The 15,463-nt window shown below is 65.6% G+C and carries 11 protein-coding genes; 7 read left to right on the top strand and 4 right to left on the bottom strand.

Going from position 1 to position 15,463, the window contains the following annotated elements; translation table 11 throughout:
• Nucleotides 1-118: 118 nt before the first annotated feature.
• Nucleotides 119-976, bottom strand: a complete 858-nt coding sequence (gene hflC, locus DKM43_RS03720) for a protease modulator HflC (protein WP_109797154.1) — start codon at nucleotides 974-976, stop codon at nucleotides 119-121.
• Nucleotide 977: 1 nt separating this feature from the next.
• Nucleotides 978-2,120: an FtsH protease activity modulator HflK gene (gene hflK / locus DKM43_RS03715; RefSeq protein ID WP_407938478.1), complete on the bottom strand. Its 1,143-nt coding sequence runs from the start codon at nucleotides 2,118-2,120 to the stop codon at nucleotides 978-980.
• 379 nt (nucleotides 2,121-2,499) lie between these two features.
• Here hflK and DKM43_RS03710 point away from each other — a divergent pair, with 379 nt between their 5' ends.
• The 7 genes from DKM43_RS03710 (at nucleotide 2,500) to DKM43_RS03680 (ending at nucleotide 11,394) form a co-directional block, all read left to right on the top strand.
• Nucleotides 2,500-3,267, top strand: coding sequence for an Mrp/NBP35 family ATP-binding protein (locus DKM43_RS03710; protein WP_236632375.1), 768 nt, complete (start codon nucleotides 2,500-2,502; stop codon nucleotides 3,265-3,267).
• Entirely contained in the window at nucleotides 3,267-5,579 is a 2,313-nt protein-coding gene (locus DKM43_RS03705; RefSeq protein WP_109797153.1) for a molybdopterin cofactor-binding domain-containing protein, read from the top strand. The genes DKM43_RS03710 and DKM43_RS03705 overlap by 1 nt, the downstream gene beginning before the upstream one ends.
• Nucleotides 5,580-5,601: 22 nt before the next feature.
• Nucleotides 5,602-6,615 carry a ferrochelatase gene (hemH, locus tag DKM43_RS03700; protein ID WP_109797152.1) on the top strand — a complete coding sequence of 338 codons (1,014 nt, stop codon included), beginning with the start codon at nucleotides 5,602-5,604 and terminating at the stop codon, nucleotides 6,613-6,615.
• A 90-nt stretch (nucleotides 6,616-6,705) separates the two neighbouring features.
• Nucleotides 6,706-8,100, top strand: coding sequence for a cytochrome P450 (locus tag DKM43_RS03695; protein WP_109797151.1), 1,395 nt, complete (start codon nucleotides 6,706-6,708; stop codon nucleotides 8,098-8,100).
• Nucleotides 8,101-8,269: 169 nt separating this feature from the next.
• Nucleotides 8,270-8,530, top strand: coding sequence for a 30S ribosomal protein S20 (rpsT, locus tag DKM43_RS03690; protein WP_109797150.1), 261 nt, complete (start codon nucleotides 8,270-8,272; stop codon nucleotides 8,528-8,530).
• A 615-nt stretch (nucleotides 8,531-9,145) separates the two neighbouring features.
• Nucleotides 9,146-10,564: a chromosomal replication initiator protein DnaA gene (gene dnaA, locus DKM43_RS03685; protein WP_201739772.1), complete on the top strand. Its 1,419-nt coding sequence runs from the start codon at nucleotides 9,146-9,148 to the stop codon at nucleotides 10,562-10,564.
• A 62-nt stretch (nucleotides 10,565-10,626) separates the two neighbouring features.
• A complete protein-coding gene (locus tag DKM43_RS03680) occupies nucleotides 10,627-11,394 on the top strand; it encodes a HesA/MoeB/ThiF family protein (RefSeq protein WP_109797148.1) in 768 nt (255 codons plus the stop codon).
• 78 nt (nucleotides 11,395-11,472) lie between these two features.
• Here the strand turns inward: DKM43_RS03680 and acnA are convergent, their stop codons facing one another.
• Both acnA and DKM43_RS03670 read right to left on the bottom strand, forming a co-directional pair.
• On the bottom strand, nucleotides 11,473-14,145 hold the full coding sequence (gene acnA / locus DKM43_RS03675; RefSeq protein ID WP_109797147.1) for an aconitate hydratase AcnA: 2,673 nt from the start codon (nucleotides 14,143-14,145) through the stop codon (nucleotides 11,473-11,475).
• Nucleotides 14,146-14,401: 256 nt separating this feature from the next.
• On the bottom strand, nucleotides 14,402-15,295 hold the full coding sequence (locus DKM43_RS03670; protein ID WP_236632361.1) for a DMT family transporter: 894 nt from the start codon (nucleotides 15,293-15,295) through the stop codon (nucleotides 14,402-14,404).
• Nucleotides 15,296-15,463: the final 168 nt, after the last annotated feature.

Below are 15,463 nucleotides of genomic sequence, written 5' to 3'. Positions count from 1 at the left end.
TTTCCCTGCCGATTCACCCCTTGGGCGATGAACGGACTTTGAATGGCGAAGTTCCGCGTTGTTCAGGTCCGCGCCGCTTCGCACCGGAGCACGGGCCGCATCACTCGTTCTGCCGCGATCACGGCTTCTTGCCCCTGAACTGCTTGAGATATTCGTTATCGGGCGAGAGGACGACCGCCGTGCTCGATCCCTTCTGCGCGAACGTGGCGTCGTAGCTCTGCATGGCGCGGTAGAAATCGTAGAAGGCAGGGTCCTTGCCGAAACTGTCGGCATAGGTCTTGGCGGCGGTGGCTTCAGCGGTGGCGCGGATGATCTGCGCCTGCTTCTGCCCCTGTGCGCGCAGGGTTGCGGCTTCCTGCTGGCGGGCGGTGGCCATGCGGGTAAAGGCCGAATCGAGCGGTGTGCCTTCGGGAAGGTCGGCGCGCTTGATCCGAACGTCGATGATCTGCGCGCCGTATTCGCGCGCCTCGCGATCAAGGCTGCTGCGGATTTCCTCCATCGCGCGCCCACGGTCGGCCGTCAGCAGCGAGGCGAAGCTGCGCTTGCCCAGTTCCTGCCGCAGGGCCGAGTTGAGGATGGGCTGAAGCTGTTCGGCCACGCGGGTGGTGGTGCCTGCGGTCTGGACCATGCGCACAGGGTCGATCACGCGGAAGCGCGCGAAGGCGTCCACTTCAAGGCGGCGCTGGTCAGCCGAAAGCACCTGCTGGCGTTCCATGTCGAGATCGAGGATGCGCCGGTCAACCTCCACGACCTGTTCCATGAACGGAATGCGCCATACGATTCCCGCACCCGTCTTGCCGAAATCGACATCGGGGCGGAACTTGTTGATGACGCGGTTGGGTTCGCCAAGCCGGACGACCACGGCCTGCGTCTTCTCGTCAACCACGGTAAAGCAGCTTGCAATGACAAGCAGCGCCACGAATGCCGCTGCCAGCGCAGCCTTGTGCTGTTCCCACAGGGTCTGGATCGCGTTCATCTCAGCGTGCCCCTTCGTCAGCGGTCTTCTGGGTGCGCTTCATTTCGGGCAGCGGCAGATAGGACTGCACGCCGGGTGCCTCGACGATGACCTTGTCGGTCTGGCTGAGCACGCGTTCCATGGTTTCGTAATACATGCGGCGGCGAGTCACTTCAGGAGCAAGGCGATACTGCTCGTAAACCTTTTCGAAGGCGGTTGCCTCGCCCTGCGCGCGGGCGGTGAGCTGCTGCGCCCATGCCTGCGCCCGGTTGATTTCGCTCTGCGCGTCCTGCTGGGCGGCGAGCACTTCCTTGAAGGCATCGACGACCTTGGCCGGAGGGTCGGTCTTCTTGATGTCGACGCCCTGGATCAGCACGCCTGAACGATAGGCGTCGAGCACGCGCTGCATCCGGTCGCGCACGTTCTGTTCGATCTGGGCGCGGCCCGAACCCATCGCGTCGTTCAGCTTCACTTCGGCGATGGACTGGCGCATCGCGGCCTCTGCCACTTCGCGCACGGTCTGGTCGGGATCGGCAAGCTGAAACATGTAGAGCTTGAGATCCTTGATGTTCCAGCGGACCAGATAGGTCAGGTCGACGAGGTTCTGGTCCCCCGTCAGCATCAGCTTCTCGCCATCGCCTTCGGGGATCGATTCGCGGCGGATCGAGGTGACATCCTCGACCGTTACCGTCTGGATCGGCCAGGGCAGCGTGAAGGCCATGCCCGGATCCAGCGTGCGCGAATAGGAGCCGAAAGTTGTCACCACGCCCTTTTCCTGCGGCGCGATGCGGTGCACCATCGAGGTTGCCAGCCACAGCGCCACGATCACCAGCGCGATAAGCGGCCCCCACGAACGGCCATCGGGCATCTGCGGCAGACGCGGCATCTGCGGCCCTCTGCCGCCGCCACCGCCGCCGCCCTTGCGGGCGCGGAAAATGTCTTCGATGTTGGTGGTGCGGCGTTCGCCGGGACCGGCCCTGCCGCCATTGCCCGACTGCGGAGGCAGCCACGGATTGCGCGGACCATCGGTGCCGCCGGGCGGAGTCTTGGTGCCATCACCTTCGTCGCCGTTGGCGCCATCCCCGCTGGCGGGCGAGCCGCCTCCCGACCCCCACGGGCTTTTCTTTCCTGCCATGGCAAGGCCGATCACCGAAAGGCCGTTCATCAAGAGGCCGTTCTTCCGGCCAAAGCGCGCGATTGGTCCGCCCAAGTCTGTCATGGGCCTGTTATAGGAAGCCTGCGCACAAAAAACAGTGTCCATTCCCGAAAATCCATCTGCTAGGGGCGGGAGGAAGCGTGGCGCGTCTTTGCGCCCGGACTGGAAACATCCGCACAGGGATCATGGTGTGAGCATCGAACAGGGGGCGCTGCACGAAGCGCTAGGCAAAGTGGCGGGAGACCGGCTCCAGTCGGTCAGGCTGGCCGAGGGCGTGGCGACCGTCATGCTGGATGTGGGCGGGCTGGACCGGCTGGCGCGCGACAAGCTGGAAATGGCGGTGCGCGATGCGGCGCGGCTGGCCGGTGTCGCCGATCTGCGGCTGGGCATGACGGCCGAGCGCAAGGCCCGCGCCATCATCGCGGTGGGATCGGGCAAGGGCGGGGTCGGCAAATCGACGCTGTCGGCCAACCTTGCCGTGGCCATGGCGCGCCTGGGACGCAAGGTCGGGCTGGTCGATGCCGATATCTACGGGCCCTCGCAGCCGCGCCTGCTGATGACCGAAGGCCGCCGTCCCGAAGCCGAAGGCAACAAGATGCACCCGGTGCCATCGCCCTATGGGGTGCCGATGCTGTCGATGGGGCATCTGGTCCAGCCGGGACAGGCGATTGCCTGGCGTGGGCCGATGGCAGGCAATGCGCTGGGCCAGTTGATCGACGCGCACTGGGGTGATGCGGAAATCCTCGTGGTCGATTTGCCGCCGGGCACGGGTGATGTGCAGCTTACCATGCTTCAGAAGCACAAGCCGGCGGGCGCGGTGATCGTTTCCACCCCGCAGGATCTGGCGCTGATGGACGCCACGCGCGCCATCGGCCTGCTGGAACAGGGACAGGTGCCGCTGATCGGCATGGTCGAGAACATGGCCGGTTACATCTGCCCGCACTGCGGCGAGGAGAGCGATCCCTTCGGCGTGGGCGGAGCCGAAGCGGCGGCAAAGACGATGGGCCTGCCCTTTCTGGGACGGGTGCCGCTCGATCTGACCATCCGGCGCGAGAGCGATGCGGGCAATCCGCCTGCCGCCGGTGACGGTCCGCAGGCCGAGGCGTTTCTTGCCATCGCGCGCGGCGTGCTGGCCTGGCTTGACGGAAAGCGCTGATGCGCTTCACGCGGCGGGGCCTGCTGGTGGGGGCTGGGGTGGGCGGCGCGCTGCTCATCGCCTTCCCGCTGCTGCCGCGCCGCCATCCGGTGCCCTTGCAGGCGGGCCGGGATGAACATGTCGTCGATGCCTTTCTCAAGGTGGCGCGGGTCAGGACCGGCACAGGCAGGGCAAGGGATTGCATCCTGACGGTGGCCGTCCCGCTATGCGAGATGGGGCAGGGCGTGACTTCCCTGTTCGCACAAATCGTGGCCGACGAGGCGGGGGCAGACTGGCGGCGCGTGGCGGTGGAAGCCGCCCCGATCAGCCCGGCCTATGCCGATCCGGTGCTTTCGGCGCGCTGGGCTTCGCTGTGGATGCCGGTATTCACCAGTCTGGGCGAAGATGCCGACGGTCTGCTTGCCCGGCTTCACGCCGAGCGCGGGCCGATGATGATAACCGCCGAAGGAACCGCGCTGGCCGCCTTTGAGGCACCGCTGCGCGAGGCGGGCGCGGCCTTGCGGGCAATGATGGCGCAGGCCGCCGCCGCGCGCTGGGATGTGGGCTGGGAAGAATGCGACACGAAGGACGGCTTCGTGATTCACGAGCGCAAGCGCCTGTCGTTTGCCGATCTTCTTGACGATGCGGTGCAATACGATCCGCCATCGGTGCCGGTGCTGCGCGCCGATCCCCCGCGCGAGGCGCCGGGGCAGTATCCTGATGGCGCACCGCCGCGCCGGGCGCGGCTTGATCTTCCGGCCAAGGTCGATGGCAGCTTTACCTTTGCCGCCGACGTGCGGCTGCCCGGCATGGTCCACGCCGCCATTGCCCACGGTCCGCAGGGTGCAAGCGTGCTTTCGGGCTATGACAAGCACGAAGCGGCCGGAGTGCGCGGGCTGGTTGGCGTGGTGCGGGCAAAGCGCTGGCTGGCGGTGGCGGCCACCACCTGGCATGCTGCCGACAAGGCCCTGCGCGCCATGGAGCCGCGTTTCCGGGCCGATGGCCCGATTGCCGAGAGCGAGAAGGTGCTCGTCGCGCTCGACAAGGCGCTCGGACAGGGCGATGCGGTGCGGCTCATGGCAGAGGGCAATCCCGATGCGCTGCTGGAAATGCCGGCGCTTTCGGTGCGCTATGATGCGGAGGCCGCGTTTCACGCGCCGCTTGAACCCGCCAGTGCCACCGCGCAGATGCGGCATGGCAAGCTGGAGCTGTGGATCGCCACGCAAGCCCCCGAACGTGCGCGGCGGGCGGCGGCGCGGGCCGCAGGCGTTTCGCGCGGGGATGTGATCGTCTATCCCCTGCACGCGGGCGGCAGTTTCGATGCGCGGCTCGATACCCGCATCGCGGCAGAAGTCGCCACGATCTGCAAGGTTCTCGGCAAGCCCGTGCAGCTTACCTATTCGCGCTGGCAGGAGTCTCTGGCGGGCATTGCGCGGACCCCGCTTTCGGCGCGGCTCGACGGTGCGCTCAGCCCCGACAAGGCGCGCGTGCTGGGCTGGCGGGCGCGGCTGGCGCTTCCTGCCACCGCGATAGAGGCGGGTGCGCGCCTGCTTGATGGCTGGGGCGTGAAGCAGGCGCTGGACCTTCAGGACAAGCCCGATCCCATGGCCTGCGAGGGCGCGATGCCGCCCTATCGCATTCCGGAAATGGCGGTGGACCATGTCCCGGTGGCGATCGGACAGCCCACAGCGCGCCTGCGCGGCGGTGCGCATGGCTATACCGCCTTCTTCAACGAATGTTTCATCGACGAGCTGGCCGAACTTGCCGGGCGCGAGCCGCTGTCGTTCCGTGTCGCCATGCTGGAGGGCGATCCGCGCATGGTGGCCTGCCTGCAAGGGGCAGGGCGGCTGGCGCAATGGGGGGGCGGGATCGAAGCGTCCGGGCAAGGCATCGCCTGCCATCACATGGCCCTGCCGACCGGCGGCGGAGCGGTGGCCCGCGGCCTTATCGCGGTGGTCGCCACCGCGCGCAGCGAAGCCGGCGTGGTGCGGGTGGAGCGCCTGAGCGCGCATGTCGATATCGGCCGGATCGTTAACATGGACATTGCCCGCCAGCAGATCGAGGGTGGGCTGATGTTCGGGCTGGCCCATGCCGTGGGCGCGGCGAGCGGCTATGCCAGAGGGCGGCCGCTGGCAGGAAGATTGTCCCAATTGGGCCTTCCCCTGCTTGCCGATTGCCCCAAGGTTGATATTGCCTTTGCCGACAGCAACGCAGACCCGTTCGACCCCGGCGAGCTGGGAATGGTTGCGGTGGCCCCGGCCATTGCCAACGCCCTGTTTTCCGCTACTGGCGTGCGCCTGCGCCGCCTGCCTCTCATTTCCGACGGCCTCTAGAGCCTGCATTCCAAGGATCGCAATGGAACGCCCCGCCGATCATCCTCGCGTGCTTACCGGCAAGGTCGGCGTCCTCGTCGTCAACCTTGGCACGCCTGATGCGCCCGATGTGGATTCGGTGAAGCGCTATCTCAAGCAGTTCCTGTCCGATCCTCGCGTGGTGGAAATCCCGAAGCTGATCTGGCAGCCGATCCTGCGGGGCATCATCCTCAACACGCGCCCCAAGAAATCCGCCCACGCCTATTCGCAGGTGTGGAGCGATGACGGATCGCCGCTGGCGGCCATCACCAAGGCGCAGGCAGCCGCCCTTCAGGCGCGGCTGGGAGACGCGGCCATCGTGCGGCACGCCATGCGCTATCAGTCTCCGGCAATGGACAAGGAACTGGACGCGCTGCTCGCCGCCGGGTGCGAGCGCATTCTCGTTGCTCCCCTCTATCCGCACTATTCGGGCGCCACCACCGCATCGGCGCTGGATGCGCTGGCCGACTGGATCAAGGCGCGCCGCCGCCTGCCCGCGCTGCGCACGCTGCCGCCCTATCATGACGATCCGGCCTATATCGGCGCGCTCCACGCCGATCTCTCGCAGCAGATGGCTGCGCTCGATTTCGCGCCTGAAGTGCTGCTGCTCAGCTATCATGGAATGCCCGAACGCACCTTGCTGCTGGGCGATCCCTATCATTGCCACTGCCGCAAGACCTCGCGCCTGCTGGCCGAAAGGTTCGCCGAAAGCCATCCCGGCCTGCGGCTGGAAACCACGTTCCAGTCGCGTTTCGGCCGGGCCAAGTGGCTGGAACCGGCCACCGATACCGTGCTGGTGGAGGAAGCCGGCAAGGGCATCAGACGCCTTGTCGTTGCCGCACCCGGCTTTTCGGCGGATTGCCTTGAGACTCTGGAAGAGCTTGCCATTCGCGGCAAGGAGGACTTCGAGGCAGCAGGCGGGACGCATTTTGCCGCGCTGACCTGCCTCAACGATCGCGCGCAGGGCATGGCCCTGCTGGAAACGCTGGTGCGTCGGGAACTGGCGGGCTGGATCTGAAACGGCGCAACGTGCGCGGCAACAACCCGCTTGGCCACTGCTGACAGGTGTGTTAATTGACCGGTTAAACCAGCTTTACCGGGAGACACCATGGCCAGTCTTGCGCCCGCAACCGGCACCAATCTGCACACCGAAAGCGCCAACCCGCACTGGGTGCGGCTGGATGATGACCGCAAGCTCGATCACATTCCCGGCGAGGATGGCTGGCCGGTGCTGGGCACCACGCTGATGCAGCTGGCAGACCCGCTCGGCTTCCAGAAGCGCATGGTCGAAACTTATGGCCCGGTCTATCGCACGCGCAGTTTCGGGCGCCGCGGGGTCAACCTGATCGGCGTGGAAGCCAACGAACTGGTGCTGTTCGACCGGGACAGGCTGTTTTCCAGCGAACAGGGCTGGGGACCGGTGCTTAACCTGCTGTTCCCGCGCGGGCTGATGCTGATGGACTTCGAGGCGCACCGCATGGACCGGCGCGCGCTGTCCATTGCCTTCAAGCCCGAACCGATGCGTGCCTATTGCGGCGTGCTCAATACCGGCATTGCCGAAGCCATGACGCGCTGGGGCGGGCCGATGCGCTTCTACGATGCGATCAAGGCGCTCACGCTCGATACGGCGGCGGCCAGCTTTCTGGGCCTGCCGCTGGGGCCTGAAGCGGACCGGCTGAACCGCGCCTTTGTCGACATGGTGCAGGCATCGGTCGGCGTGGTGCGCAAGCCCCTGCCCTTCACCAAGATGGGCAAGGGCGTGGCGGGGCGGCGGCTGATGGTGGAATACTTCGGGCGGCTCGTGCGCGAGCGGCGCGCCAATCCGGGGCAGGACATGTTCAGCCAGTTCGCGCTCGCGACCCGCGATGACGGCACCCTCCTGCCCGAAGACGTGGTGGTCGATCACATGATCTTCCTGATGATGGCCGCGCACGATACGATCACCTCTTCCGCTACCGTGCTGTTCTGGCAACTGGCGAAGAACCCCGACTGGCAGGAGCGCCTGCGTGCCGAAGCCCGCGCCGTGACCGGCGGGGACGGCCTGCCGCTGGCCTATGAGGATCTGGGCCGGATGGAACTGACCGAGATGGCCTTCAAGGAAGCGCTGCGCTTCATGCCGCCGGTGCCCAACATGCCGCGTCGCGCCCTGCGTGATTTCACGTTTGGCGGCTTTCATATCCCGGCGGGCACGCCGATCGGCATCAGCCCGGCGGCCGCGCATGCCGATCCGGCGCACTGGGATGCGCCCGAAAGATTTGATCCGATGCGCTTCACGCCCGACAAGATCGCCGCCCGGCACAAGTATGCGTGGGTGCCCTTTGGTGGCGGCGCGCACATGTGTCTGGGGCTGCATTTTGCCTATATGCAGGTCAAGCTGCTGGCCAATCACATCCTGACCCGGTTCGAGATCACGATGCAGCCGGGACCGGAACCGAAGTGGCAAGCATGGCCCATCCCCAAGCCGCGCGACGGACTGCGGGTGGAACTGCGCCCGCTCGGCTGAGCATCAGCGCCAATGCAGCAGCGGCAGGGCACCGGGCAGAGCGCCGAATCTGTTGACGATTTGGCGCGTCACCGCTAAGGGCCGCGCTTTCCGACGGGACTTCCCGTCATCACACGCATTTCATGCGGCCGCCCCGTGCGTCCGCCAGAGGACGAGAAACAGGAAAACCATGGCCAACACGCCGCAAGCCCGCAAGCGCATCCGTCGCAATGAACGCCGTGCCGAAATCAACGGCAACCGCCTTTCGCGCATCCGCACTTTCGTCAAGAAGGTCGAAGCCGCGCTGGCTGGCGGCGACAAGGCGGCTGCTGCGGAAGCGCTGAAGGCAGCGCAGCCCGAACTGGCGCGCGGTGTTGCCCGCGGGGTGCTGCACAAGAACACCGTGGCGCGCAAGATGTCGCGCCTGTCGAAGCGCGTCGCCGCTCTCTGATCCGCCTGCCGGGCGAATCGGCCACGGCGAATCGCCCTGCTTCCCGACAGACCTCGATCCGAAAAGATACTGAGGTCGAGCACGCAGGCCGGGGCACAAAAATGGAACATGGCCGACGTGTTTCACGTCGGCCTTTTTCATGTCCGTGAAGTGACAGCCAAGTGGCGGGCAAGTGTTACATTGTGCAGTCGCAGCAAGTCACGGAATCTTCGCGATTCGCGCGACCGGCAAAGGCATCTCCCGAATAAATCCTTTTGATTCAGATATTTGATGCAATTGTGCGGGTTCGGATGAGTCAAGGGGATTTATTTCATTTTTTTTGCGGCTCTCCCGCTTGCGCGATGGGGGCATGCGCCAATAGACAGGGTGGACCGGGGGCGAGAATCACTGCCCGGCGGTGCTAACGGACAATTTTTCATCAGGGTCTGCCGCGCAATGCGCGGCGGGGCAGGACAGGTTTGCTCTTGCGCCGGGAGGGGGCACGAGCATGGGTAAACGGGGCAGCGAAGCGTGAGGATGGACGATTTCGCGGGGGGAATGTCTGGCCCGAAGGCCGGGGCAACCCCGCTCGGCACGGAACGCGGTTCGGCAGGCAGGAAGGGACGTGACAGCACCATGATCGAGGACCAGGAAGCGCTGGATCTGGCAGCCGACTGGGCCGACATCAGCCAGGGGCTGAAGAAGGATCTCGGATCGCAGCTTCACGCGCAGTGGATCAAGCCGATCCAGCTTGGCTCGTTCTGCAAGGAAACCGGCACGCTGGACCTGTTCCTGCCGACCGAGTTTTCGGCCAACTGGGTGGCGGACCGTTTCGCCGACCGCCTGAGCCTTGCCTGGAAGATCGCGCGCTCCGAAGTGCGGCAGGTGCGCATCACGGTTCACCCGCGCCGCCGGTCCATGCCGGAACTGCGCGTTGGCGGACAGGCCTCTGTTCCGGCCCGTGCAGCCAGCCACGGGCAGGGGCAGATGCCCGGCCATCTTGGCGCCGGGGCGGCCATGGTCGATACCGCGCTGTCGGGGCTGGACCCTTCACTGACTTTTGCCGAGTTCGTTTCGGGCGCAGCCAACGTGCTGGCCGTCAACGCCGCGCAGCGCATGGCGGCATTGGAAACGCCGCAATTCTCGCCGCTCTATCTCAAGGGCGCGACTGGCCAGGGCAAGACCCACCTGCTTCATGCCATCGGCCATGCCTTTGCCGCCAACAAGCCCGGTGCGCGCATTTTCTACTGCTCGGCCGAACGCTTCATGATCGAGTTCGTTCAGGCCATGCGCTCGAACGAGATGATCGAGTTCAAGGCGCGCCTGCGCGGTTTCGACATGCTGCTGGTGGACGACATCCAGTTCATCATCGGCAAGGCATCGACGCAAGAGGAGTTTCTCCACACGATCGATGCGCTGATGAGCGCGGGCAAGCGGCTGGTCGTGGCGGCCGACCGCGCACCTCAGGCGCTCGACGGGGTGGAGCAGCGCCTGCTTTCGCGCCTGTCGATGGGGCTGGTGGCCGATATCCAGCCTGCCGACATCGAACTGCGCCGCAAGATCCTTGAGCATCGGCTGGCCCGTTTCGGCAATACGCAGGTGCCCGCTGACGTCATCGAGTTTCTGGCCCGCACCATCAACCGCAACGTGCGCGAACTGGTGGGCGGCCTCAACAAGCTGATTGCCTATGCCCAGCTCACCGGCCAGCCGGTTTCGCTGCAACTGGCCGAGGAACAGCTTACCGATATCCTTTCGGCCAACCGCCGTCGCATCACGATCGACGAGATCCAGCGCACGGTCTGCCAGTTCTACCGTGTCGACCGCACCGAGATGGCATCGAAGCGCCGTGCCCGCGCGGTCGTGCGTCCTCGGCAGGTGGCGATGTATCTGGCCAAGGTGCTGACCCCGCGCTCCTACCCCGAAATCGGCCGCAAGTTCGGCGGGCGCGATCACTCCACCGTGATCCACGCCGTGCGCCTGATCGAGGAACTGCGCGCCCGCGATGCCGACATGGACGGCGACGTGCGCACGCTGCTGCGCCAGTTGGAAGACTGATACGTCCCTGTGCGAGGGTCTTGGCCCTCGCATTTTCGCGCGTTCGTGCCTAACTGCGTCGCATGACGCCCGACCGCCTGAACCGCTTCGCCCGCCATATCGTCCTGCCCGAAGTGGGCGCCGTGGGGCAGGCCCGGCTTGCGGCATCGCATGTGGTGCTGGTGGGCATGGGCGGCATCGGCAGTCCGGCCCTGCAATACCTCGCGGGCGCGGGTGTGGGGCGGCTGACGCTGATCGATGACGATGCGGTCGAGGCGAGCAACCTCCAGCGCCAGACGATCTATACCGAGGCCGACATCGGCAAGCCCAAGGCCGAAGCGGCGGCGGCGTGGGTGCAGGCATTCGACCCGGCGCTGCATGTGACTGCCCACGTGCTGCGCATCACCCGCGAGAATGCCGCGGCGCTGATCGCCGGGGCCGATGTGGTGCTCGACGGTTCGGACAACTTCGCCACGAGGCTTGCGGTTTCGGATGCCTGCGTGAAGGCGGGGGTTGCACTCACCAGCGCGGCGCTGGGCCGTTTTCAGGGGCAGGTGGCCAACTTTGCCGGGCACCGCGAAGGGCATGCCTGCTATCGCTGCTTCGTGGGCGATGCCTTCGATGCCGAGGATTGCGATACCTGTGCCGACCTTGGCGTGCTGGGCGCAATGGTGGGCATGGTTGGCGCCTTCGGAGCCATGGCGGCCATGCGGGTGCTGCTTGAGGGCGCTGCCGCGCTGGGCGATCCCCAGTGGGGACAGCTTCACGTTCTGGACGGTCTCAGGCCTTCGCTGCGCACGATGCGCATTGCGCGCGATCCACAGTGCAATGGCTGCGGCGCAAGCGCCTGAACGCCTCCTGAGGGCAAAGAGAAGGGCGCGGGGACCGAAGTCCGCCGCGCCCTCTTCTGTCTGGCCTGAACCTGCCGCTTACGAGGCGAGCTTGCGCAGCACATAGTGCAGGATGCCGCCATTCATGAAGTATTCCACTTCGTTGGCGGTATCGATGCGGCACAGCGCGGTGAAGGTGAAGCTGGAGCCATCCTTGCGCGTGACCTTCACGGTCACGTCCTGACGCGGCTTGAGGCTGGCGACGCCTTCGATGGTGAAGGTATCATCACCCGTCAGGCCCAGCGTGTTGCGGTTCTCGCCATCCTTGAACTGGAGCGGAAGCACACCCATGCCGACGAGGTTCGAGCGGTGGATGCGCTCGAAGCTTTCGACGATGACGGCGCGCACGCCCAGCAGGTTGGTGCCCTTGGCTGCCCAGTCGCGGCTGGAGCCGGTGCCGTATTCCTTGCCCGCGATGACGACCATCGGCGTGCCATCGGCCTTGTGCTTCATCGCCACGTCATAGACCGCGCCGACTTCGTCGCCGTAGCGCGAGAAGCCGCCTTCGATGCCGGGGACCATCTCGTTGCGGATGCGGATATTGGCAAAGGTGCCGCGCATCATCACTTCATGATGGCCGCGCCGCGCGCCATAGGAGTTGAAGTCTTCCTTCGAGACCTGATGCTCCATCAGCCACTTGCCCGCCGGGCTGTCGGCCTTGATCGAACCGGCCGGGCTGATGTGGTCGGTGGTGATCGAATCGCCGAGGATCAGCAGCGGCTTGGCCTCGATGATGTCGCTCACCGGGGCCGGGGTCATGGTCATGCCCTCGAAGTAGGGCGGGTTGGCGACATAGGTCGATCCGGCGCGCCACTGGTAGGTTTCCGAACCCGTGACGTTGATCGCCTGCCAGTGCGCATCGCCCTTGTAGACATCGGCATAGCGCGACTGGAACATGGCGCGGTCCATGCAGCCCGCCATCGTGCTGGCGACTTCGCTGTTGGTGGGCCAGATGTCCTTGAGATAGACGTCCGTGCCGTCCTTGCTCTTGCCGATGGGCGTGGTGGTGAAGTCTTCGATCACCGTGCCCTTGAGCGCGTAGGCGACAACCAGCGGCGGCGAGGCGAGGAAGTTGGCGCGCACGTCGGGCGAGACGCGGCCCTCGAAGTTGCGGTTGCCGGAAATCACGGCCGCAGCCACCAGGCCGTTGTCGTTGATCGCCTTGCTGATCGGTTCGGCCAGCGGGCCGGAGTTGCCGATGCAGGTGGTGCAGCCATAGCCGACAAGGTTGAAGCCCACCGCATCGAGGTGTTCCTGAAGACCTGCCTTGACGAGGTAGTCGGTGACGACCTGCGAGCCGGGGGCCAGCGAGGTCTTGACCCAGGGCTTGGGCTTGAGGCCCAGTTCATTGGCCTTCTTGGCAACCAGACCTGCGGCCACCAGCACGCCGGGGTTCGAGGTATTGGTGCACGAGGTGATCGCCGCGATGGTCACGTCGCCGTCGCCGATGTCGAAGTCCTTGCCTTCGACCGGAACGCGGGTCTGCGCCTTCTTGTAGACGTTCACCATGTCGGCGTTGAACACGTCGTCCACATCGGGCAGCGAGACGCGGTCCTGCGGACGCTTGGGGCCGGCGAGCGAGGGCACGACGGTGCCGAGATCGAGTTCGAGGGTCGAGGAGAAGACCGGCTCGACCGCCGGATCGATCCAGAAGCCCTGTTCCTTGGCATAGGCTTCGACCAGCGCGATCTGCGCCTCGTCGCGCCCCGTCAGGCGCAGGTAATCGAGCGTCTTTTCATCGATGCCGAAGAAGCCGCAGGTAGCGCCGTATTCGGGGGCCATGTTGGCCAGCGTCGCGCGATCAGCCAGCGAGAGCGAGGCAAGGCCGGGACCATAGTATTCGACGAAGCGGCCGACCACGCCATGCTTCCTCAGCATGTTGGTGGCGGTCAGCACGAGATCGGTGGCGGTGACGCCTTCCTTCAGTTCGCCATAGAGCTTGAAGCCGACCACTTCGGGAATGAGCATCGAGACCGGCTGGCCGAGCATCGCGGCTTCGGCCTCGATCCCGCCCACGCCCCAGCCCAGCACGCCAAGGCCATTGATCATGGTGGTGTGGCTGTCTGTGCCGACGCAGGTATCGGGATAGGCCACGGTCTGGCCGTTCTGGTCGGTGCTGGTCCACACGGCTTGCGCGATGTGTTCAAGGTTGACCTGGTGGCAGATGCCGGTGCCCGGCGGCACGGCATAGAAGTTGTTGAGGCTCTTCGAACCCCACTTGAGGAAATCGTAGCGCTCCATGTTGCGCTGGTATTCGATTTCCATGTTTTCTTCGAATGCCTTGGGATGGCCGAACTCATCGACCATCACCGAGTGGTCGATCACGAGGTTCACGGGAACCAGCGGATTGATGCGCGAGGTATCGCCGCCCAGCTTGGCAATGGCATCGCGCATGGCGGCCAGATCGACCACGCAGGGCACGCCGGTGAAATCCTGAAGCAGCACGCGGGCAGGGCGATACTGGATCTCGTTGGTCGATTCGGCGGGGTTCTTCTGCCAGTCGATCACCGCCTTCACATCGTCGGTCGAGACGGTGAAACCGCCGTCCTCGAAACGCAGGAGGTTTTCCAGCAGCACCTTCATCGAGAAGGGAAGGCGCGAAATGTCGCCCAGCTTCTCGGCGGCCTTGTTGAGCGAGTAGTAGGCAAACTCCTTGCCGCCCACGGTCATCGTGCTGCGGGTGCCGAGTGTATCCTGTCCGACCTGGGTCATGGCTGTGCGTCTTCCCTCCTGTCGCGGCCGTTGCTGAATGGTGCCACGCGGGGAATCGCATGCGGGGTGCGCCGGTGGCGGCCCCGTGGCGGCGTGGCGGATTACGGCCAGAAAGCCCGTGCCCGATGCGCGCAAAGCGCCGACGCGTCAAGGGCGGGAACGCCCCATTTTTCGCGCTTGCAGCACTATTTGGCGCGGAACCGCACGTATTGATTTTCAATTGCAACAAGGTGCGCTGCAATCACGCCGTGAAGGATCAGCCGCTCTGCCCTGCGCTCGACCGGGTGGCGTAGAGACAGCCCGCGACGATAAGGGCGACTCCGGCAAGCATGGGCACCGTGACCGGTTCGGCAAAGGCAATCCAGCCCACGATGGCCGCCCAGATGAATGCCGTATATTCCAGCGGGACCAGCACTTGCGCTTCGGCCCGGCCATAGGCCCAGCTCAGCAGCATGATCGAGGCGGCCGAAAGCGCCGCCGAGACGATCAGCAGCCACCAGACTGCGGCATCGGGGAAGGGCGCGAACCACCACGCGCCAAGACCAAGGAACAGGAACTGCACGAGCGTCTGGAAAAAGGCCACTTCTTCGGGCCGCGCGACAAGTGCCTGCTGGCGTTGCAAGACGAGGTTCCACGCATAGAGCACCGCCGAGACAAGTGTGGCGACAAGGCCCTTCACGGCTTCGGCATTGGCCGGTCCATCGAACTTTCCGCCTGCGATGACGGCCACGCCCAGCAGCGCCAGCACCGATCCGCCGATGGCCGCCGGGCGCACCTTCTCGCCCAGCAGGATGGCGGCAAGATAAAGCGCGATCAGCGGCGCGATGAACGAGAGCGCGATGCCTTCCGCAAGGGGCAGCCGCACAATGCCGTAGAAGAACAGCACCGCCATGACCGAGGCGACCACGCCGCGCAGCACATGCACCCTGAGCACGGCAGGCGCGGGCCAGCCCTGTCCGCGCCACAGCCATAGCGGCGCCATGATGATCGTGCCCGCCAGCCCGCGCCAGCACATCGCGGCATAGGCGCCAATGGCGATGGAGGCGGCCTTCATCACCCCGTCCATGACCGAAAACAGCGCAAGGCCTGCCATTGCCGCCGCGATCGGCACGAGCAGGGCACGCAGGGCGGGCGAAGGACCGGTGGGCATGGCCGGTGCCATAGGCAAAGGCGGGCGCAGGTGAAACCGCCTTTGTGCGCGCTTGTTCGCGAAGCCGATTCAGCCTTCAGCAAGCCAGCGTGCTTGATCGTGCGCCGTGCATCGGGCAGGACGCATCTGCGCCGTCCGGCGCGGCAGGCAAACGAGGTGAAGCGGGTG

The organism is Novosphingobium meiothermophilum (assembly GCF_003171715.1).
Lineage (GTDB): Bacteria > Pseudomonadota > Alphaproteobacteria > Sphingomonadales > Sphingomonadaceae > Novosphingobium > Novosphingobium meiothermophilum.
This window is presented reverse-complemented; position numbering and strand designations above follow the sequence as displayed.